The organism is Thermodesulfobacteriota bacterium (assembly GCA_030583865.1).
Lineage (GTDB): Bacteria > Desulfobacterota > GWC2-55-46 > GWC2-55-46 > GWC2-55-46 > UBA5799.
On sequence record CP129479.1, the window covers coordinates 309,616 to 328,253 of the forward strand.

17 protein-coding genes and 1 tRNA gene are annotated in these 18,638 nt (G+C 57.5%); 12 read left to right on the forward strand and 6 right to left on the reverse strand.

The features are described from left to right. Positions 1-7: 7 nt before the first annotated feature. From QY316_01450 to QY316_01465, 4 genes are all read right to left on the reverse strand, one after another. Positions 8-793: a cytochrome c3 family protein gene (locus QY316_01450; GenBank protein WKZ33102.1), complete on the reverse strand. Its 786-nt coding sequence runs from the start codon at positions 791-793 to the stop codon at positions 8-10. Beyond that, a complete protein-coding gene (gene nrfD / locus QY316_01455) occupies positions 790-2,073 on the reverse strand; it encodes a polysulfide reductase NrfD (GenBank protein WKZ33103.1) in 1,284 nt (427 codons plus the stop codon). The genes QY316_01450 and nrfD overlap by 4 nt, the downstream gene beginning before the upstream one ends. Positions 2,074-2,141: 68 nt before the next feature. Then, entirely contained in the window at positions 2,142-3,185 is a 1,044-nt protein-coding gene (locus tag QY316_01460) for a 4Fe-4S dicluster domain-containing protein (GenBank protein ID WKZ33104.1), read from the reverse strand. A gap of 71 nt (positions 3,186-3,256) precedes the next feature. Further along, positions 3,257-3,559: a hypothetical protein gene (locus QY316_01465; protein WKZ33105.1), complete on the reverse strand. Its 303-nt coding sequence runs from the start codon at positions 3,557-3,559 to the stop codon at positions 3,257-3,259. Positions 3,560-4,409: 850 nt separating this feature from the next. On the opposite strand from QY316_01465, the gene QY316_01470 reads away from it, so the two are divergent. The 4 genes from QY316_01470 (at position 4,410) to QY316_01485 (ending at position 8,563) form a co-directional block, all read left to right on the forward strand. Beyond that, positions 4,410-5,876, forward strand: coding sequence for an NFACT family protein (locus QY316_01470; GenBank protein ID WKZ33106.1), 1,467 nt, complete (start codon positions 4,410-4,412; stop codon positions 5,874-5,876). Beyond that, on the forward strand, positions 5,873-6,331 hold the full coding sequence (locus tag QY316_01475; GenBank protein WKZ33107.1) for a hypothetical protein: 459 nt from the start codon (positions 5,873-5,875) through the stop codon (positions 6,329-6,331). The genes QY316_01470 and QY316_01475 overlap by 4 nt, the downstream gene beginning before the upstream one ends. Before the next feature lie 11 nt (positions 6,332-6,342). Continuing rightward, positions 6,343-7,257 carry a TIGR01212 family radical SAM protein gene (locus QY316_01480; protein ID WKZ33108.1) on the forward strand — a complete coding sequence of 305 codons (915 nt, stop codon included), beginning with the start codon at positions 6,343-6,345 and terminating at the stop codon, positions 7,255-7,257. Positions 7,258-7,492: 235 nt separating this feature from the next. Next, entirely contained in the window at positions 7,493-8,563 is a 1,071-nt protein-coding gene (locus QY316_01485; GenBank protein WKZ33109.1) for an aminopeptidase, read from the forward strand. Between the two features lie 146 nt (positions 8,564-8,709). Here QY316_01485 and QY316_01490 read toward each other — a convergent pair whose 3' ends face one another. Further along, a complete protein-coding gene (locus QY316_01490; GenBank protein WKZ33110.1) occupies positions 8,710-9,897 on the reverse strand; it encodes a hypothetical protein in 1,188 nt (395 codons plus the stop codon). 244 nt (positions 9,898-10,141) lie between these two features. On the opposite strand from QY316_01490, the gene QY316_01495 reads away from it, so the two are divergent. The 8 genes from QY316_01495 (at position 10,142) to QY316_01530 (ending at position 18,360) form a co-directional block, all read left to right on the forward strand. Next, on the forward strand, positions 10,142-10,726 hold the full coding sequence (locus QY316_01495; GenBank protein ID WKZ33111.1) for a D-sedoheptulose 7-phosphate isomerase: 585 nt from the start codon (positions 10,142-10,144) through the stop codon (positions 10,724-10,726). Positions 10,727-10,889: 163 nt separating this feature from the next. After that, positions 10,890-11,828, forward strand: a complete 939-nt coding sequence (locus tag QY316_01500; protein WKZ33112.1) for a hypothetical protein — start codon at positions 10,890-10,892, stop codon at positions 11,826-11,828. Between the two features lies 1 nt (position 11,829). Then, positions 11,830-13,218, forward strand: coding sequence for an argininosuccinate lyase (argH, locus tag QY316_01505; protein WKZ33113.1), 1,389 nt, complete (start codon positions 11,830-11,832; stop codon positions 13,216-13,218). 440 nt (positions 13,219-13,658) lie between these two features. Further along, on the forward strand, positions 13,659-14,942 hold the full coding sequence (gene lysA / locus QY316_01510) for a diaminopimelate decarboxylase (GenBank protein ID WKZ33114.1): 1,284 nt from the start codon (positions 13,659-13,661) through the stop codon (positions 14,940-14,942). Positions 14,943-14,950: 8 nt separating this feature from the next. Beyond that, positions 14,951-15,766: a diaminopimelate epimerase gene (dapF, locus tag QY316_01515; protein ID WKZ34139.1), complete on the forward strand. Its 816-nt coding sequence runs from the start codon at positions 14,951-14,953 to the stop codon at positions 15,764-15,766. A gap of 26 nt (positions 15,767-15,792) precedes the next feature. Continuing rightward, on the forward strand, positions 15,793-16,683 hold the full coding sequence (dapA, locus tag QY316_01520) for a 4-hydroxy-tetrahydrodipicolinate synthase (GenBank protein ID WKZ33115.1): 891 nt from the start codon (positions 15,793-15,795) through the stop codon (positions 16,681-16,683). Beyond that, positions 16,680-17,489: a 4-hydroxy-tetrahydrodipicolinate reductase gene (gene dapB, locus QY316_01525; GenBank protein ID WKZ33116.1), complete on the forward strand. Its 810-nt coding sequence runs from the start codon at positions 16,680-16,682 to the stop codon at positions 17,487-17,489. Before dapA ends, dapB begins: the two co-directional genes overlap by 4 nt. 103 nt (positions 17,490-17,592) lie before the next feature. Further along, positions 17,593-18,360: a DsbC family protein gene (locus QY316_01530; protein ID WKZ33117.1), complete on the forward strand. Its 768-nt coding sequence runs from the start codon at positions 17,593-17,595 to the stop codon at positions 18,358-18,360. A 156-nt stretch (positions 18,361-18,516) separates the two neighbouring features. On the opposite strand, the gene QY316_01535 is transcribed toward QY316_01530, so the two are convergent. After that, positions 18,517-18,591 (reverse strand) — tRNA-Thr (locus QY316_01535). Positions 18,592-18,638: the final 47 nt, after the last annotated feature.

Genomic DNA, 18,638 nt, shown 5'->3' on the forward strand with positions numbered 1-18,638 from the left:
CTGAAAATCAGTGGCCCGCGCCGTGGCCTCTTTCGTGGTCAGCGTTGGCGCGTGTCCTCGGGTACTGGGGCCTGGGCTCCGGCGCTATGGGGTCGTACCTTTTTTCCTGGACCGTATGGGGGTTATGGCATTCGGTGCAGACCCACCACCTTTTCTTGCCGCCTTTGTCCCAGCCGCCGATCCTTTTCCCGTGGATGCCGTCCCGCCAGTCGGAGTATACCTCTCCGTGGCACTTGCCGCAGAGCCTCTGGGGCTGGTTGAGGCTGATCTCCCCGCCCCTGTGGTCGATTAGGGTGTCCCTGTTCCTCGCGTTGTGGCAGTCGAGGCACCATATCGCGCCCTGCCCGTGCTGGAGATTCATAGAGTCAGGCACGATGTCCTGGTGCATGGCAAGGGGCCTCGGGTTCTTGTCCTTGGGGTAGGGCACCATGCTTCCGTTGTGGCAGGCGGTGCAGGGCATATAATATTTGAGCTGCCCGGTCCTCGGCTTTACGACCGCCTCCTCATGGGTGTAATCCGCCTCGACGGGCATCTCGCCCATGGGCTCTGTGCCGTCGAATGGGTCTCCCCACCAGAGCACGCCGCCGGTCTTGTTCGAGCACTTTACGTTCGGAAGCCCGGGCTCGGCTTCGGTCCGGGTCACGTTCGAGTACCCGTCCCTGCTCTCGAAGCAGTCTGCTGGTTCCTGCTTGTTCTTGAGGTAATGTATGTACGTGTCCTCCGCATGGAGCGCGGGGGCCAGCAAAAGGACGGCCGTAAAGGAGGCCAGCATGGCGAGCGCGGTCTTCCTCATTTGCGTATCTCCTCGCTCGAATGGACGACGGGCTGCCACTCGCTTGAAAACTCGCTCGCAAGGTCCGTCGCCGCCCTGTACTTTACCTCTCCCAGGAGCACGCCTATCGCGCCTTTTGCGAGGACCGTGAATATGAGAAGGCCAGTCGCCCAGCCGCCGAGCGTATTTACTATCTCTATCGCCGAGGGCGTGTACTCCGATAGCTCGCCTATGGGCGAGGGGATGAACGCCGGGACAACGAGGCCCATGCCCTTGTCTATCCATACGCCAGCGAAGGTGAAAACGCAGGCGAGCGGGAGCCATAGCTTGTGGTTTTTCCTGAGGGACGGCGTAAGGAGCATGAAGAACGCCGCCAGGAGAAGTACGACCGCGCTCCAGTACCAGACGACCAGGCCCGTGAGCCCGTGCTTGCCGAATATGAGGTACTGGAGCGAGAACGAGTGCTCGGTCGAGGGATAGAGCTCGGTAACGACCTCGGACAAGCCGAGGAATATCGTTATTCCCAGGCACCAAGTGACTATCTGGGCGAGGGTCTCGATGGCCTCGTCGGCTATCTTGAGCTTCGTGAACTTGTTGATCACCAGAAAGGATAATATTATCATCGACGGTCCGGCTGCAAAGGCCGTGGCTATGAACTTTATGGGCAACGAGGAATGGAACCACATGGGCCTCGCTGGCATTGTGTTAAGGAGAAACGCCGTCACAGTGTGTATGGAGAGCGCCCAGACTATGGAGATGTAGACGAGCGGCATGTAGAAGAGCTTGTTGACCTCCCGGCCCGTGTACTTCATGTAGAGGTAATAGAAGGCGCATACCGCGTTCAGGCCGAGATAGCCGTTAAGGACGACGACGTCCCAGGTGAGCATGGAGTGCGGCCAGTTGAATATGCCTATCACGGGGATGAGGTGCCAGAGCCTGTCGGGCCGCCCCATGTGGAACATTATGAATATCATGACCATGCAGACCGCGGAAACGGCCAGGAGCTCGCCGAGGACCACGATCTCCTTCATCTTCTTGTGGTGGTAGACGTAGGAGGGGAATACGACCGTCACGGCCGCGGCTGCGACGCCGACAAGGAAGACGAACTGGGCCTCGTAGAGCCCCCAGCTCACCTGGTCGTTGTAGTTCGTGACGATCATGCCCTTTGTGAACTGCTCGTACGCGCCAAGGAGCATGAGGAACGAGAGAAAGCCCAGGAAAATTATCCAGCCGTAGAAGATTGCGCTTCCCCTGGCCACGTACATGGACGAGTCCAGGGCAAAACGGATAAGAGGCTTCATGCTATTCCCCTTCGTATTATGGAAAGACAGGGCCGCCCGGAAAAGGGCGCAGCCGTCTTTACGGGCGGTTAATCCATGAAATAGAAGAACTTCGGGTAGGTGTTGAGCTCGGCCTTGAGCCTGAACACCTTCTTCTTGTCGAGGATTTTTCTTACCTCGCTATTCGGGTCGAGGAGGTTCCCGAACTTCCTCGCGCCTACAGGGCAGACCTCGACGCAGGCCGTGTAGCGCCCCTGCCTGGTCCTCTGGAGGCAGAAGGTGCACTTCTCGGCTACGCCCTTCATCCTCGGGCGGTTCCCGAGGTAATGCGTCACCGGGTTCATCTCCTCGGCAGGGAGGTTGGGCTCGCCCCAGTTGAACCTCCGGGCCCAGTAGGGGCAGGCGGCAATGCACATCCTGCAGCCGATGCACCAGTTGTAGTCTATTACCACTATGCCGTCAGGGTCCCTGTAGGTGGTGCGGACCGGGCAGACCTTGACGCAGGGCGGCTTTTCGCACTGCATGCACTGCATCGGGAAATAGAAGTGCCCCTTTTCCGGCACCTCGGCGGGCTCGTAGTAGTGCTCGCCTTCGAGCACCACGCCCGAGTTCTGGTAGGCGTTCCCGCCGACCTGTATGCCGGCGGGGTCGGGGTAGCCCTTGTCCATGTTCTCGGCGAGGAAGTTCCCCTTTTCCATCTTCAGGACGCGTATCCACTGTATCTCGGGGTTGTCGCGGGACTGGTTATTTTCCTTCACGCAGGCGTAAACGCACCGCCTGCACCCGATGCACTTCTGGATGTTCAATGCGTAGCCGAAGAGGACCCCTTCCTGTGCAGGCGCGCTGTCGACGGTGGTCTTTTTCCCGAACTCCTCGGTATATCTCTTTTCGAGCCGGAGGACGGCCTCCCTCTTTTCGTCTTCGGTCATCAGGCGGTAGTTCTTCTGGAACCACTCGCCCCAGGTGGCCTTGGCCTCGGCCTCGTCCGAACCGGAAAGGAGCGCCCCCGCGCCAGAGAGGGCCGCGGCCGTGACGGAGAGCCCCGCGCCGCCCAGAAATTCACGGCGTGACGTTTCGTCCGGTTTAAGCGGCGCGTCCTTTTTCTTTTCGTCCTTGTCCCTGGGTTCAGACACTTTAAGTCCTCCGTCCGGTTCGAAGCAGCCGGCAATGACGCCGGAAAAAATCATTTCCTTAACGGTCCGCCTCAGGCGACCGGGTTCTTATGGAACTCGAAAAGACGCTTGAGGAAGTCCTTCTTTTCCTCTTTGGTCATTACGACGTATTGCCTTGAGGCGAGCACGCTGTCGCCCTGGGACAGATCGTCGAGATATGCCTTCTGGTGGTCTTCCTTGAAGATAAGGTCCCCGGTCTTCTTGGCAATTCCGGCTGTGGCCGCGACCGCCACGCCGGCGACAACGGCCTTTGAAAGGAAGCCGCGCCTGGACGTCCTGGCCATTGCCAGGGTGTCCGGGCCGGAGAGCGCCTTTTTGCCGTTATTATCGTTCATTGCGATTACCTCCGGTCCCGGTTCTCTAAATTATTTGAAGAGTTGAGGGGCGGTGGGAAGAGGGCCTTGCCCGGTCTCCGGGGACTCGACGGGCCTGCCACGCCATTGTGATTTGTTTTCGATAATATAATAACCGGAACTCGGTTGTCAAGCTGGTTTTTGTATACAGTATCCAGTGTTGAATCGGCGGCGAAATGTGCCTTATTCAGTATGAGATTTGGATATAGGGCCGCTTTTTTGATTTACCGAAAAGACCTTTTGCGCGTTGCCGTTATTTTTGCATGAGCAAAACACCATTAATCGCGCTGCCGCGCTCTTTTTGGGCATAAGGCTCCGCTCTCTTTCCGCCCCCATCCTCCGGGCTCGGCCTTATGTCGCTCGGCCTTGGGGCCTCGCTCCTGCTGCCCCGCCTCGCCCGCCCCTCCTCCAACCCTATGTTCGCTCCGCCTTATGCCCTGGGTTGTTTTAAATGCAAAAACAAAAGTGCTGTAAAAGTCCTTTTTTGTCTTGAAACAAACCCCGGAGGGTAAGGCGAGCGTAGCATAAGGGAGGAAGAGCGTGAACGGGCCGGGGAAGCCAGGAGCGAAGCGACTTCAGGGGTCCGTTCACGGGGTGGGGGAGGGGGTTAGCAAGCGAGCCTTACCCTCGAAAACCGCGCGGCAGCGCGGAAAAAGGGCTTTTTGCACTGAGGCTTGAATGCGAGATTTTGATGCTCCGCTCCATGTGGCCGTTGGGAGCGCAAATCACCGCTAAGGCGTATCTCCGTGAGGGAAGGGGCGCGAAGGGAATCAATCCCTTCCGGTCAGCGCGAATAAGATGATATAATCTCAAACTTATGGGGCCGCTCCTCTTGAAAAATGTCGTTTCCGAGCTGAATGAACGGCTTAAGGGCGGGGTGGTTTCCAAGGTCCATCAGCCGGATGACCGGAACATCCTTCTAAGGGTATTCGCAAGGGGGAGGGAGGAGAGGCTAATCATATCCGCCCACCACAGGCTCGGAAGGATGCACATTACGGGGCTGGAATTCAGGAACCCTCCGTCGCCGCTCCGTTTCTGCGCCTTCCTCCGTAGCAGGATAACTAACGCCCGCATAGAGGGAATTTCCCAGTCGGACCTCGAAAGGATAGCCCATATAGACTTAAGCGCCAGAAAAGGCGATGGTGAAAGGGAGGCGTTCAGGCTCGTCTGCGAGCTTACGGGCAAGTCCGCCAATATCATCCTCGTTGACGGTGAGGGGGTCGTGCTCGACGCATTGAGGTATTTCGAGCCCGAGACATCGGCCAGGGCCGTTATGCCGGGCCTACGGCTTTCACCCCTGCCGCCGCCGGAAAAGGCGTTTACGGAAGAGGCGATCCCGAAAGGGGAGGGGGAGGGCTGGAACGAGGCGGCGGACAGGTTCTACTCCGCTCTCCTCAGGGAAGAGGAATTCTCGTCCCGGAAGGGGACGCTCAAGAGGGTTATCAACGAGGCCGAGAAAAAGCTAAGGAGGAAGCTAAGGAACCTCGAAGGAGATAGAATAAGGGCCCTCTCTGAAGTCGAAAACTACAAGACGGGCGAGCTCCTTACAACGAGCTTCCACCTCCTTAAAAGGGGAATGAAGGAGGCCGAGGTCCTGGATTATGCGAAAGACCCGCCCGAGCCGGTGCTCGTAAGGCTCGATGAAAGGCTCGGCCCTGCCGAGAACGTTGAGAGGTATTTCAAGCGGGCAAGGAAGGCGAAGAAGGCGCTTAAGCTGCTTGAGGAGCGGGTCCCTGCCATCGAGGAGGAGCTTCTCTACGCGGGCTCCCTCCTCTATCAATTGGAGGAGGCGGCTGATATCGGGGAGCTATCGTTCCTTGAGGACGAGCTTCGAAAAGGGGGGTATCTCAAGAGAATGGAAAAGGAGAAGTTGAAAGAGGCGGCCAGGGCCGAGCCCATAAGGAGGTTCAAATCCTCGGACGGCTTCGAGATACTCTGCGGAAAAAGCGGGCCCGGAAACGACCTCCTTGTATCAGAATACGCCTCGAACGAAGATATCTGGTTCCATGCCAAAAACATGCCCGGCTCTCACGCGCTCATAAAGGCGGCGGGCAGGGCCGGGGAGATAACGAAGAAAACCGTCGAGGAGGCTGCCTCGATAGCGGCATTCTACAGCAAGGGGAAGAACGCGTCCAAGGTGGATGTAATCTACACCGAGGCCCGGAACGTCAAAAAGCCCAGGGGAGCCAAGCCAGGCATGGTCATGGTAAGGGAGTTTAAAAGCGTTGTCGTGAGGCCCGGCCTCCCAAAAGGCGCCCTTGAAGGAGAGGACAAGGCCGGAGGCGGAGGGGCGTCTTGAAGATAAAGCACACCTTCCTCCTTGAGGAGGGCTTCTGGATGGCCACAGGCGAGTATTTCGGCATGCACGGCGAGCCGGTCGCAATGGAAGGCACGGCCCGGATAACCCACGGGGAGGGGCTGTGGAGGAGCAGGGGCGTCATGAGGCTAAAGGAGCCGGGCAAGGACGGGATGGAGATAGAGAATAACTTCGAGATACGGCCATTCGAGGACAGGGACCACACTGGCTGGACATCCATGAACCCGGCGCTCGGGCGGCTTACGGGCCTTTTCGTCATCGTGGACGACACCATAGTCTCTACCATATCATCCGAGGACGGCCAGTTCTCGGGCATAGAGTGCCTTCAGAAGGTGACGGACTACCATTACCGGACAAGGGGCTTTATCTTCAAGGGCGATGAAAAGGTCTCATCCTGGGCGGCGGATTTTGTCAGGAAGACGGAGGGGATGCACTGAACCGGAGCGCCATGCCTGAACCCTACAATAATCTTTCATCCCATCTTAAATCCGTCTTCGGCTGCAGGGTCTTCAAGGTGAGTATCGATACGGGCCTTCCATGCCCGAACCGGCGCGGAGGGGCGCGGGGCGGCTGCACCTTCTGCGTCGAGTCCACGCTCGTCACAAAGACATTTAAAGCGGGCATGGGCGTAAGGGAGCAGCTTATCGCGGGGATGGAGTATGTCGGCAAGCGGTACAGGGCTGAGAAGTTCATCGCATACTTCCAGCAGGGCACGAACACGAACGCGCCTGCTGATGCATTGCGCGGGTATTTCAGGGAAGCCCTTGTCCCGGAGGTTGCGGCCATAGCAGTCGGCACAAGGCCGGATTGCCTCGGCGACGCCGCACTCGGGCTCCTTTCGGAGCTGGGCAAAGAGAGGCCGCTTTGGGTGGAGCTGGGCCTTCAATCGGCGAATGACGAAACGCTTTCAAGGATAAACCGGGGGCACACTGCGGCCCAATTCAAGGACGCCGTCCTCCGGGCGGCAGGTCAGGGCATAAAGGTATGCGCCCATGTGATAATCGGCCTGCCGGGAGAAGGTGAAGCCGACTACCTCAAGACAATGGACTTCCTTGCCGGCCTCCCGGTCTGGGGTGTGAAATTCCACCAGCTCCAGGTCGTAAAGGGCTCTCAGATGGAAGGAGAGTGGAGGAGGGGGGAGATACGGACCCTGTCACTTCCTGAGTACGCGGACGCGGTTGTAAAGTGCCTTGAGCGGCTTCCGGAAGAGGTCGTCATTCATCGGCTTTCCGGAGACGTCCCGGGGGAACTCCTCGTCTCCCCGGTCTGGGGCGTAAACAAGTTCATGGTAATGGAAAAGATACCCGGGCTTCTAATGGAACGTAATACCAGGCAGGGGGCAAAAATCCCCGGACGCCTTTAAAATCCGGAACGGCAGCCCGTTTTTTTGGTATACTGGCCAGAGCGTCTCGAAATCCATGATAGCTTAATGGCAACCTCTAAAAATTGATCTTTTCCCCGGATTCTGTGTCAGGCCGGGAATAAAAATGCTCACATATTATCATATATGCTCCGCTTTTTATTCCCGGCCTTTCTTGACTGCGGGAAAAATCTCGAATTTTTAGAGGTTGCCTAATATAAATCCCGGAGGTTACTGAATGGCAGACCCGCGCGTCAAAAAACTTGCGTCGATACTCGTCAACCACTCTCTGGGGGTCAAGAAGAACGATACCGTCCTCATAAGCTCCTCGACAGAGCTTGCCAAGCCCCTGGTGCTCGAGGTCTTCAGGGAGGTATTGAAGGCCGGAGGCCACCCCACGACGAGCATAGGTTTTGAGGAGACCTCCAACATATTCTTCGACACGGCCACAAAAGAGCAGGTCGCCTTCTTCCCCAAGACAAAGCTCTTCGAGGCGAAGAACATCGACTGCTTCGTCAATATCAGGGCCTCGGCCAACAAAAAGGCGCTCTCGAACGTGGACCCAAGGGTCGTGGGCGAGAGGAGCAAGGTATTACGGCCCATAAGCGAGGAGATCGTGAACCGCAAGAGGTGGATCCTCTGCAACTTCCCCACCAACGGGCTCGCGCAGGAGGCGGACATGAGCCTCGAGGAGTACGAGGACTTCGTCTATAGCGCCACTAATATCGACTGGAACAAGGTAAGGCAGAAGGAGATGAAGCTCAAGGCCGCGCTCGACAGGGCCAAAGAGGTGAGGATAGTCGGCAAGGACACGGACCTGAAAATGGGGATTAGGGGCAGGAAGGCCATCCCCTGCTACGGCGAGAGGAATATGCCAGACGGAGAGGTCTTCCTGTCGCCCGAGGAGGACTCTGCCGAGGGTTACATCTACTACGAGATGCCCGCCATATACCAGGGGCGCGAGGTCACTGGCATACGGCTCAGGTTCAAGGGCGGGAAGGTCGTTGAGGCGAGCGCGGACAAGAACGAGGACTTCCTCATAGCCATGCTCGACACGGACAAGGGCGCGCGCTTCCTCGGCGAGCTTGGGGTGGGCGTCAACTACGGCATCCAGAAGTTCACGAAGGACATCCTCTTTGATGAGAAGATAGGCGGCACCGTGCACCTGGCCGTAGGCAGGTCCTACGAGGAGGCCGGGGGCAAGAACATATCCGCCATACACTGGGACATGATAAAGGATTTGAGAAAGGGCGGGGCCATATATCTCGACGGTAAGGCGATACAGAAGAGCGGGAGATTTTTGATTTAGAGAAGGTCTGATTTATTCCGCTTTCAGTCATTCTGAGGGAGCGTAAGCGACCGAAGAATCTCGTACTTGCTGATTTTCTAAATACGAGATTCTTCGCTGCGCTCAGAATGACGACATTTGAGAATTAATCAGACCTTCCTTGGAACTTAAAGATCGCTCTTTTTTATCACCTCTATATGCCTGTCCGGGTTGATGGGTATCTGAACGCGGGGCTCCTCCCCTATGAGGCGGCTCCAGCCTGCCCAGTAGTGGTCTTCGAACGGCTCGGAACGGAAGCCCGAGACGAGCGACGATGCAAGGCCTGCCACCAGCAGCGCCTTTATGATATATCCCTTCCATGCCTCTTTCCGGCCCATGAGGGCTATGAGAGACCACGCCATCATTACATAAACGAGATAGGAATACCTTACCCCGTTTTCCGGCGGCACGAGCGTCAGCGGGTTTGATCTGAATTTAACAAGGGTTGCGAGAAGGACGGCTGACATGAGGCCCAGGAAAACCGCAATATGGAACCGCCTCGTCTTTTCGGACCAAAAGGCGAGATATGCGATAAAGAAGAGGATGAGCGCGAACGCCGCCGAGAGCATGAAGGGGTTCAGGTCGTAAGGTAGCGAGTTCCCCAGGAAGAGGTTCCCGAAGAACTTGCGCCCGATGACCGAGGCGAAAACAAAGAGGTTGTCGGGGGTCCGCTCTGCTTCCGGCGCATAGCTTGTGGCCATGAAAAAAACCTGCACGGACGCTGCCGCAAGGGCCGCAAGCGTTATCCCAGCGTTATATGGCGTCCTCTTTTTGTAGAACCTCACGATGAAAAAAGGCAGCAGAAATACTATGAACGGCCCGGTGAGGCCGCAGAATATGATCGCCGAGAAATCGAGGGCGGACTGCGCTTTCACATTGCCGTATTGAGGGCTGGGCTCGTCTTTGAGGAGCGTTATTACGAGTAGCAATGCAAGCACCCATTGGACATTGGTGATATTAAGGAAGACCTCGCCGCTAAAATGCGGCACGAGCACGACCGAGAGCGCGAGGAGGGGCTTGTTCCCCGCATCGAACCTTTCCGAGAAGACGCTCAGGACCACAAGGAGCGTTATAGCGAGGCTCAGGTAGTTATACGCGAATGGCGCGGCATGGTAGGGGAAGAAGGCATCCGTTAAGAGGGCCGCAAGCCTCGGGACGAGGTGAAGGTAGCCCGCGTAGGGGTTAAAGAGCGCGGAAGGGCCCTGGTTGTACTGCTCGATAAAGAATACGGTCGCGTCCTCGGCCCAGAACTGCGGGTACGTGAGCGCGCCGGTCTTCCTTGTGAACAGTATCAGGGCGGCTGCCGCAAGGACCAATAAGGGTGTGGCCCTTGAAAAGTATTCTCTTTTTTGCGAGGGATTCGACACGCGTGCTCTTGTCCCGGACAGGGGTCTGCAGGGTGGCGCGAAGGCCGGTTTTTCAGGTAGCTTTTCTCAAACATTATATTACCCGGATGTCTTGAAATCAAATATTAATTCGCCTGGAATTCTCTTGACTCCAAAATGCCTAAGAAGATATTATCTGAGTACTTGTCTTCGGCCATAAAGCCCGGAAATAAAGATGAAAAATGACGACATAGCCGCGAGATCATTTAAGGAGAGCATCAGGGCCAAGGAGAAGTTCCTGACCCCTGAAAACGTCTCGGCAGTCGTGCGCTCGGCCGAGATGATTTCCGAGGCGTTCAAGAAGGGCGGGAAGCTCTTGATCGCCGGGAACGGCGGCTCTGCCGCGGACGCCCAGCACCTGGCAGCCGAGTTCGTGAACAGGTTCGAGGTCGAGAGGCCGCCGCTCCCCGCCATAGCGCTTACGACCGATTCGTCAGCGCTTACGAGCATAGGGAACGACTACTCCTTCGACCAGGTCTTCTCAAAGCAGGTAACAGCGCTCGGCAGGCCCGAGGACGTATTGATAGCCATAACCACGAGCGGGAACTCCCGGAATATCCTCAAGGCAATCGAGGCCGCCGGGGCCGTTGGGATGAAGGTAATAATACTCACCGGAAAGGGCGGAGGGCTCCTTGCCGGAAAAGGCGACGTATTCATAAGCGTGGACGCCCAGAGGACCGCCCGCATACAGGAGGTGCACATCACCTTCTGCCACGCGGTATGCGAGCTGGTGGACCATATGCTATTCCAGAAGGTTTAGGCTGCTGAAAAAACTCGCTTCAAGGCGTCGTCTTCAAGACAGGACACTCCGGCGTACAAGGCAAGTACGTTTCGTTCCTCATTTTCGACTCCTTGCATCTTTAGCTTTTGGGCAGCCTGAATTTGATTTTGGCTTTTCAGCAAACTGTTAGGAAGCGTACTGAATGAAGTTCAAGCCTATCTCCTCCAAAGGCCTCAAGACCTACTCGATAAAAGACAGGAAAAGCAAGGTGAGCGTTGGGGACTTCGCCGTCCCCTCGACCAGAGGCTCTTCTTTTGCCGGTTTTCTCGAAAGCCTCCCCAACATACTCGCGGCCAGGGACTTAAAGGATATCGCGTCCGCGGTCGTCCATGCGAACAGGAACGGCAGGACGGTCGCCGTGGGCATGGGCGCGCATGTGATCAAGGTGGGGCTTGGCCCGCTTATAATAGACCTCATGGAGCGGGGCGTTATCTCGGCAATTGCCATGAACGGCGCGTGCGTGGTGCACGATTTCGAGACCGCTTTTGCCGGATGCACCTCGGAGGACGTCGACGCGGAGCTCGGGAGCGGCTCGTTCGGCATGGCCGAGGAGACCGGCAGGTTCCTTAACCAGGCCATAAGGAAGGGCGCTAAAAAAGGGCTCGGACGCGCGGTCGGCGAGATGATTTGGAAGTCCCGCTTCCCGCACAGGGACAAGAGCATACTCGCCGCAGGGGCGAGGCTCGGCATACCCGTAACCGTGCACGTGGCCCTCGGGACCGACATCCTCCACATACATCCTCAAATGGACGGCGCTGCAACGGGCACGGCCTCGACGATCGACTTCAAAATCTTCTCGTCGGTAGTCGCCTCGCTCGAGGGCGGCATATATGTAAACATCGGCTCTGCCGTGATACTGCCCGAGGTATTCCTCAAGGCGATTACTCTCGTCCGGAACCTGGGGCACGATATAAAGGGCTTCTCGACGGTCAACATGGACTTCATCCAGCACTACAGGCCCCTTACGAACGTCGTCCGGAGGCCCACGATGGGCGGGGGAAAGGGATACAGGCTCACCGGCCACCACGAGATAATGGTGCCGCTACTCTACGGGGCCATAATGGAAGGGCTTGGGGACTGAGATGAAAAAGAAGGCGTGGTCAGGCAGGTTCACCGAATCCACGGACAGGCTCGTGGAGGAGTTTAACGCCTCAATCGGGTTCGACTGCCGCCTCTTCAGGCACGATATAAGGGGCTCAATCGCTCACGCGAAGGTCCTTGTAAAGGCAGGCATCCTCAAGGAATCCGAGGCAAGGCGGATAATAAGCGGGCTTAAGGAAGTGGAAAAGGAGATAGCCTCGGGAAAGGCAAGGCTTGCGCCCGAGCTTGAGGACATCCATATGGCTGTCGAGGCGCTCCTTACAGGGAAGATAGGCCCTCTAGGCGGCAAGCTCCACACCGGAAGGAGCAGGAACGACCAGGTTGCCCTTGACGTAAGGCTCTATCTAAAGGACGAGATATTCGAGATCTTGGGTCTCGCGCACGGGCTTAAGGCCGCGCTCGTCGAGACCGCAGAGGCGAACCTGGATGCGGTCATGCCGGGCTACACGCACCTCCAGAGGGCGCAGCCCGTGCTCCTTGCGCACCATCTCCTCGCGTATTACGAGATGCTCAAGCGCGATACCGGAAGGCTCATGGACTGCCTTGAGAGGATGGACGAGATGCCGCTCGGCGCGGGCGCGCTCGCCGGAAGCCCCTATGCCCTCGACAGGCAGTACGCCGCAAGGCTTTTGGGGTTTTCCAGGGTTACCGGCAACAGCCTCGATTCAGTAAGCGACAGGGACTTCGCAATAGAGTTCCTCTCGGCGGCTTCAATTTTGATGATGCATCTGTCGCGCCTCTCGGAGGAGATGATACTATGGTCGTCGCAGGAGTTCGGCTTCATCGAGCTCTCCGACGCCTTCTCGACCGGCTCCTCCATAATGCCGCAGAAGAAGAACCCTGACGTGGCCGAGCTTGCGAGAGGGAAGACAGGCAGGGTCTACGGCCATCTCGTCTCTCTCCTCACCACCATGAAGTCGCTCCCGCTCGCCTATAACAAGGACATGCAGGAGGACAAGGAGCCGCTCTTCGATACAATCGACACCGTGAAGACCGTGCTGAAGGTATACGCGCCCATGCTCAGGACCATGAAGGTGAACCGGGAAAGGATGCTCAGGGCGACAGGCGCGGGCTTCCTTAACGCGACCGACGCAGCCGACTACCTCGTCCGCAAGGGCCTGCCCTTCAGGGAGGCGCACGAGGCCGCAGGCAGGGCCGTAGCCTACTGCATAAAGAACGACAAGACCCTTGAAGAGCTTGACATCAATGAATGGAAGGCGCTTTCGCCGCTCTTCAGGGAAGATATAAAAGATGCGGTCTCCATAAAGAGATCGCTCAACGCAAGGAAGGTCTACGGCGGCACGGCGCCGGAAAACGTCAAAAAGATGCTCCGGCTAGCTAAAAAGGAAATAGAAAAGGGGGCATGCTGATGAGGTATCTCATTATCCTCACGGCCCTTCTTTTACTCGCGACAGGGATTTCCGCCTGCGGCAAAAAGGGCCCGCCCTTGCCGCCGCTGGAGGAGGCAGCTTCAATAGGCCGGTGAGAACTTGAGAGAACCTTTTTATAAAAAGGTTTTAGAGCCGGTGGATGCAATAAGGGCTCAGGTGGCTTTTTGCCTCAAGCACTACAGTTGCATCCAGCGGACCTAACACCCTTTCCAAAAATTTTTATTTCTTCCTGAAAGGGGCCCCAAAACGGGGGCCCTTTCAGGAACTAAAAGTCTTTGAAGGGGGTCTGGGGGAAACTTTCTATAGAAAGTTTCCCCCAAGATTCTCGCCTGCCTATCCGAGCAGCCGTCCCGCGTTCGGTTTATATCCTATGAGCCGGGGAAGTTTTTTTGATAGAATAAATCTTTTGGAGGGCATTGATGCATTTTTTCGAGTACAAGGGCAAGGACTTCTACGCCGAGGGAGTACCTGTCGGGCGGATAATAAAGGAGATAGGCACGCCGGTATACATCTACAGCCAGAAGACCTTGAAGCGCCACTACAAAGCCTATGACGAGGCCTTCGGGAGTGTGGCGCACCTCATCTGCTACTCCATAAAGGCGAACTCCAATATTTCGGTCCTCCGGGCCTTTGCCGAGGAGGGTAGCGGCTTCGACATAGTCTCCGGCGGGGAGCTCTTCAGGGCCCTTAAGGCCGGGGCAGACCCGCGTAAGATAGTCTTTTCCGGCGTGGGCAAGAGGGAAGATGAGATAGAGTACGCGCTTAAAAGCAACATACTAATGTTCAATGTGGAGTCGGCCCAGGAGCTACGCGCCATAGACGCGATAGCCGGGCGCTTGAGGAAAAAAGCGGGGATAGCCATAAGGGTAAACCCGGACGTGGACCCCAAGACCCACCCGTACATATCCACCGGGCTCAAGAAGAACAAGTTCGGAATCGAGACGGGCGAGGCGTATAAGGAATACCTGAACGCCAAAAGGCGCCTTAAGAACGTGGACCCCATCGGCATAGACTGCCACATAGGCTCGCAGATAACGAAGATCGGCCCGTTCGTGGACGCGCTCCGCAAGACGACCGATCTCCTTAAGAAGCTCAGGGCCGAAGGCGTCGAGATAAAGTACCTGGACATGGGCGGCGGTCTCGGCATCACCTATGACAGGGAAGAGCCGCCGCACCCGAGCAGATACGGCGAGGCGGTCATGAAGGGCACGAAGGGCCTCGGCGTGACATTGATATTCGAGCCCGGAAGGTCTATGGTCGGGAACGCGGGCATACTCGCAACGACCGTCGTCTACACCAAGAAGAATGCCAGGAAGAACTTCGTGATAGTGGACGCGGCCATGAACGACCTCGCGAGGCCCAGCCTCTACGGCTCGTACCACGCGATAAAGGCTGTCAAAAAGAACGGCAAGAGGGAGATGGTCGCCGACGTGGTCGGCCCGATCTGCGAATCCGGCGATTTCCTCGCCAAGGACAGGGAGATGCCGCAGGTGTCGCCCGGCGACGCGATAGCCCTCATGAGCGCGGGCGCATACGGTTTTTCAATGTCGAGCAACTACAACACCAGGCCCCGGGCCGCCGAGGTGATGGTAAGGGGCAGGGAGTTCTCGGTAATAAGGAAGAGGGAGAGCCTCGAAGACCTCGTCAGGGGAGAGGAAGCGCGTCCCGCGATGAAAAGGAAAAAGGCAGCCCGGAGAAAGTAAGGATGAAGATAAAATTTTCCAAGATGCACGGCCTCGGGAACGACTTCATCGTCATAGACGCGAGGTCGAAGGAGATCCCGAGTATAGCCGGGAAGCTCAAGAAGCTATCTGACCGGCGGTTCGGGGTCGGCTTCGACCAGGCGCTCATACTGAAGGCCTCGAAAAAGGCGGACTTCAGGATGGACATCTACAACAGCGACGGCGGCAGGGTCGAGATGTGCGGCAACGGCATACGCTGCCTTGCCGAGTACATCTGGTCGAACGGGCTTTCGAGAAAGCGCCGGCTGGACATAGAAACGCTTGCGGGTATAATAAGACCCGAAAGGAAAGGGAAGCTCGTAAGGGTGGACATGGGCGAGCCGGTCCTGGAAGGGAGCCTCGTCCCGACGCTCGCGGAGGGCCGGATAATAGACAGGAGGCTTGCCGCGGGCGACAGGTCCTTCGAGATAACCTGCGTCTCGATGGGCAACCCGCACTGCGTGATATATGTGGATGACCTGGACGGGTTTCCGGTCGCGAAGTACGGCGCGCTCCTGGAGGTCAACAGGTTCTTCCCCAGGAAGACGAACGTGGAGTTCATCGAGGTCATGGGGAGGAAGAGGATAAAGATGCGGGTATGGGAGCGGGGCGCCGGAGAGACGCTTGCCTGCGGAACCGGGGCGTCTGCGGCGGCGGTCGCGTCCATTCTGAAGGGCCTTACGGACAACAAGGTCGCGGTCCTCCTGAAGGGCGGCAGGCTCGATATCGAATGGTCGAAGAAGGACAACCACGTATACATGACCGGACCGGCGGAAGAGGTCTTCAGGGGAGAGGTAAAGGTTTGAGAGGGAAAACCGGCAAGGAGGAAGAAATGTTCACAGGCTCGATAACCGCCCTGGTCACGCCCTTCAGGGACGGAAGGGTCGATGAGGAGGCCCTCAAGAGGCTCGTCGAGTTTCAGATAACTAACGGCTCGGACGGGCTCGTGCCGTGCGGAACGACCGGCGAGTCCGCGACCCTTTCCTACGAGGAGCATGACAGGGTAATAGAGCTCACCATAGAGGCCGCCGCCGGCAGGGTCCCTGTCATAGCCGGGACAGGCTCAAACTCCACGGCAGAGACCATAGCCCTCACGAAGCACGCCGAGAGCGCTGGCGCAAAGGCCGCTCTCCTCATAACGCCCTACTACAACAAGCCGACCCAGCAGGGCCTTTACGAGCATTACAGGAAGGTGGCCGAGGAGGTCTCCATTCCCATAATATTATACAACGTGCCCGGGAGGACCAGCGTAAACATGCTCCCGGAGACGACCGCGAGGCTTTCGGAGCTTAAGAACATAGTCGGGATTAAAGAGGCGACCGGCGACCTCAAGCAGGTGAGCGACACCATCGAGTTCTCGAAAAAGGGCTTCATCGTCCTCTCGGGAGACGACTTCACGACCCTGCCGCTTCTCGCGATAGGCGGGCACGGCGTGATATCCGTCACCTCGAACGTGGTCCCCGGCATGGTATCTGATATGATAAAGGCGTTCAGGCGGGGCGACCTCAACGGGGCCCGGGACCTCCATTACAGGCTCGAGCCCCTAAATAGGGCCATGTTCGTGGAGACGAACCCTGTCCCGGTGAAGACGGCCCTTTCCATGATGGGCATGATAGGCCCCGAGATGAGGCTTCCGCTCGTGGGCATGAAGGATGAGAATAGGGAAAGGCTCGCGTCCGTCCTGGACGGCTTCGGGCTATTGGCGAAAGGAGCCCGGAGATGATCAGGATAGCGGTGACCGGCGCTGCCGGGAGGATGGGCAGGGCCATAGTAAGCGCGATAGAGGCGAACCCCGCGACCTCCTTTGCCGGGGCCCTTGAAAGGGAGGACTCCCCGTACCTCGGGAAGGACGCGGGCGAGATGGCAGGAATAGGAAAATCGGGTATAAGGATAACCGACAGCCCGGAAAAGGCGTTCAGGAAGGCGGACGCGATAATAGACTTCAGCACCCCCGAATCTTCCATGAGGATACTGGAGCTTGCCGTAAGGTCCGGGAAGGCGCTGGTAATAGGGACTACCGGGTTCTCCTTCCACCAGCGGGACGAGATAAAGGAGATCTCCGGGGGCGGAAAGGTCGTGATGGCCCCTAACATGTCCGTGGGCGTAAACCTCCTTCTGAGGCTCGTACAGGAGGCGGCAATGGTCGTGGGCAGGGAATATGACATCGAGATCATCGAGGCGCACCACAGGCACAAGAAGGACGCCCCGTCAGGGACGGCGCTCCGGATAGCCGAGGTCGCCGCGAGCGCGGTGGGGCGGGACCTCGACAGCGTCGCGGTTTATGAAAGGAAAGGGATAATCGGCGAGAGGAAGCCCGAGGAGATAGGCATACAGACAATAAGGGCCGGGGACATAGTGGGCGACCACACCATAATATTCGCGGGGCCCGGCGAGAGGATAGAGATAACCCACAAGGCCTCGTCAAGGGACACTTTCGCGGCGGGTGCCGTGAGGGCCGCGGTCTGGGTGATGGACAAGCCGAACGGGCTTTATGACATGCAGGACGTGCTGGGGCTTAAGCGCCTCTAAACGGTTCCCGTGAGATAGAGTTTTCGATGTATCGCCCAGGAGTGTTTTTTTTAACCGGGCTTTCAGCGGGCCCGGTCAATCGGCCCAAACCAAAGGAGAGAAGATGAAAAGGATAAAGGTCCTGGCACTCGTTTCAGCACTGGCAATAGCCGCCTCGTACGCCCCCGGGGCCGGGGCCTTCGAGTCGAAAGGGGGGAACTGCGCCGAGTGCCATACACTCTCCAACGATGAGGCCTCGAAACTCCTTAAGGCCGACAAGTTCAAGGCCCAGGTCAAGGAGGTCCGCTTGAGCCCCGTGAAGGGCCTATGGGAGGTGGAGCTGGTCCAGGGAGAAAAGGTCATAATCGTCCACGTGGACTTCGCGAAAAAGACCCTCATAGAGGGGAAGCTCACGGAGCTGGCCGAGCTCGGCGAGCCGAAGCCGCTCCGGAAAGTCGACCTCAAGGACGTTTCGCTTGAAAAGGCCGTTGTCATGGGAGACCCCAAGGCGGAGAAGAAGGTTGTGGTCTTCAGCGACCCGGACTGCCCGTACTGCGCCAGGCTGCACGAGGAGCTCAAAAAGATAAACGCCGAGAGGAAGGACATCGCCTTTTACATTAAGATGTACCCCCTCGCGATACACCCCAACGCCTATGAGAAGAGCAAGGCCATCGCCTGCAAGAAGTCGATAAAGCTCCTTGAGGACGCCTTTGCCGGGAAGAAGCTCCCCAAGCCCGATTGCGAGACCCAGGAAGTGGACAATAACATCCGGCTCGCCGAGGGGCTCGGCATAAACGGCACCCCGGCCCTAGTCATGCCCGACGGCAGGCTCTTCCCCGGGTACGCGCCCGCGGATGTGCTCATCGGGGTCATAGACAACCGGAAGAACTGACATCCCGAAATAAGGCCTCAAGCCGGGCCTTCTTCAGGCCGAAGAAGAGGAATGAACTTGCTTTGGCAGAATTCCAGATTTGCCTTGACTTTTGCCGGTATAAAACGATAAGAAACAGGCAGGTCCGGTGCGTATCGCGCACGGGGGCGGAACGAATGGAGCCGGCGGGGGGAGTTGAACCCTCGACCTACTGATTACGAATCAGTTGCTCTACCACTGAGCTACGCCGGCTTTTTAAAAAATAAATGTTAAGGTAAAAGGCCTGTTTTGTCAAGTTT

Coding starts and splice junctions, on each gene's coding strand:
- QY316_01450 (WKZ33102.1), bottom strand. CDS start 793: ATGAGGAAGACCGCGCTCGCCATGCTGGCCTCCTTTACGGCCGTCCTT.
- nrfD (WKZ33103.1), bottom strand. CDS start 2,073: ATGAAGCCTCTTATCCGTTTTGCCCTGGACTCGTCCATGTACGTGGCC.
- QY316_01465 (WKZ33105.1), bottom strand. CDS start 3,559: ATGAACGATAATAACGGCAAAAAGGCGCTCTCCGGCCCGGACACCCTG.
- QY316_01480 (WKZ33108.1), top strand. CDS start 6,343: ATGCCTGAACCCTACAATAATCTTTCATCCCATCTTAAATCCGTCTTC.
- QY316_01485 (WKZ33109.1), top strand. CDS start 7,493: ATGGCAGACCCGCGCGTCAAAAAACTTGCGTCGATACTCGTCAACCAC.
- QY316_01495 (WKZ33111.1), top strand. CDS start 10,142: ATGAAAAATGACGACATAGCCGCGAGATCATTTAAGGAGAGCATCAGG.
- QY316_01500 (WKZ33112.1), top strand. CDS start 10,890: ATGAAGTTCAAGCCTATCTCCTCCAAAGGCCTCAAGACCTACTCGATA.
- argH (WKZ33113.1), top strand. CDS start 11,830: ATGAAAAAGAAGGCGTGGTCAGGCAGGTTCACCGAATCCACGGACAGG.
- lysA (WKZ33114.1), top strand. CDS start 13,659: ATGCATTTTTTCGAGTACAAGGGCAAGGACTTCTACGCCGAGGGAGTA.
- dapA (WKZ33115.1), top strand. CDS start 15,793: ATGTTCACAGGCTCGATAACCGCCCTGGTCACGCCCTTCAGGGACGGA.
- dapB (WKZ33116.1), top strand. CDS start 16,680: ATGATCAGGATAGCGGTGACCGGCGCTGCCGGGAGGATGGGCAGGGCC.
- QY316_01530 (WKZ33117.1), top strand. CDS start 17,593: ATGAAAAGGATAAAGGTCCTGGCACTCGTTTCAGCACTGGCAATAGCC.